General features: G+C 47.3%; 1 rRNA gene. It reads left to right on the forward strand.

Annotation, left to right across the window (positions count from 1 at the left end):
* The first annotated feature begins 411 nt into the window (after positions 1-411).
* Positions 412-1,933, forward strand: a 16S ribosomal RNA gene (locus LUA86_RS19135).
* Positions 1,934-1,982: the final 49 nt, after the last annotated feature.

Below are 1,982 nucleotides of genomic sequence, written 5' to 3' on the forward strand. Positions count from 1 at the left end.
AAAGAGGGATTAAGAAGAAAAAGGCGACGAAGAAATAAAATTTATTTTATTTGGAAGTTAAAAAAAGATTCTTACCTTTGCACTCCCAACCGAAAGGAAGGGTAAAAAAATCAGAACGGCGGATGTCGGGAAGATAGAAAAAACGAGATTGAAACGGAAGAAACTGAAGAGGGACGAATAAGACCATCAGAAACTGAAACCCGAAGATATATAAAAGGCCGCCGCGAGGTACCGGGCCGAACAAGTTCTTAAAAGAGATGTCAATGTAGCGCAAGCGAGGTAATGAAGTACGGATTCAAGTACAGAATACCGGAGCTTGATTTTAAAGTCAAATGTCTGACAGACATAATTAAAAAAAGAAGACTATTTTTAACGATAGTTAAAACTGGTCAGAATCTTACAACACATTTTACAATGGAGAGTTTGATCCTGGCTCAGGATGAACGCTAGCGGCAGGCCTAATACATGCAAGTCGAACGAGATTATCCAGCTTGCTGGATATGAAAGTGGCGCACGGGTGCGTAACGCGTATGCAACCTACCTTAATCAGGGGGATAGCCCGAAGAAATTCGGATTAACACCGCATAAAAACACAGGATAGCATTATCCAATGTTCAAATATTTATAGGATTAAGATGGGCATGCGTGTCATTAGCTAGTTGGCGGGGTAATGGCCCACCAAGGCGACGATGACTAGGGGATCTGAGAGGATGACCCCCCACACTGGTACTGAGACACGGACCAGACTCCTACGGGAGGCAGCAGTAAGGAATATTGGTCAATGGAGGCAACTCTGAACCAGCCATGCCGCGTGCAGGAAGACTGCCCTATGGGTTGTAAACTGCTTTTATCTGGGAATAAACCTTTCTACGAGTAGAGAGCTGAATGTACCAGAAGAATAAGGATCGGCTAACTCCGTGCCAGCAGCCGCGGTAATACGGAGGATCCAAGCGTTATCCGGATTTATTGGGTTTAAAGGGTGCGTAGGCGGCCTGTTAAGTCAGAGGTGAAAGACGGTAGCTCAACTATCGCAGTGCCTTTGATACTGATGGGCTTGAATAAACTAGAGGTAGGCGGAATGAGACAAGTAGCGGTGAAATGCATAGATATGTCTCAGAACACCGATTGCGAAGGCAGCTTACTATGGTTTTATTGACGCTGAGGCACGAAAGCGTGGGGATCAAACAGGATTAGATACCCTGGTAGTCCACGCCCTAAACGATGAATACTCGCTGTTAGCGATATACAGTTAGCGGCTAAGCGAAAGCGTTAAGTATTCCACCTGGGGAGTACGCTCGCAAGAGTGAAACTCAAAGGAATTGACGGGGGCCCGCACAAGCGGAGGAGCATGTGGTTTAATTCGATGATACGCGAGGAACCTTACCCGGGCTTGAAAGTTAGTGAATTATTCAGAGATGAATAAGTGAGCAATCACACGAAACTAGGTGCTGCATGGCTGTCGTCAGCTCGTGCCGTGAGGTGTTGGGTTAAGTCCCGCAACGAGCGCAACCCCTATGTTTAGTTGCCAGCATGTAATGATGGGGACTCTAAACAGACTGCCTGTGCAAACAGAGAGGAAGGAGGGGACGACGTCAAGTCATCATGGCCCTTACGTCCGGGGCTACACACGTGCTACAATGGATGGTACAGAGGGCAGCTAGCTAGCAATAGTATGCGAATCTCATAAAGCCATTCACAGTTCGGATTGGGGTCTGCAACTCGACCCCATGAAGTTGGATTCGCTAGTAATCGCGTATCAGCAATGACGCGGTGAATACGTTCCCGGGCCTTGTACACACCGCCCGTCAAGCCATGGAAGTTGGGGGTACCTAAAGTATGTAACCGTAAGGAGCGTCCTAGGGTAAAACCGATAACTGGGGCTAAGTCGTAACAAGGTAGCCGTACCGGAAGGTGCGGCTGGAATACCTCCTTTCTGGAGCAGAGTTGACTACTCGCTGCGCAACATGATACTCTAAAAAGTT

The sequence above is a fragment of the Pedobacter sp. Leaf132 genome (genome assembly GCF_920984695.1).
Taxonomy (GTDB): Bacteria; Bacteroidota; Bacteroidia; order Sphingobacteriales; family Sphingobacteriaceae; genus Pedobacter.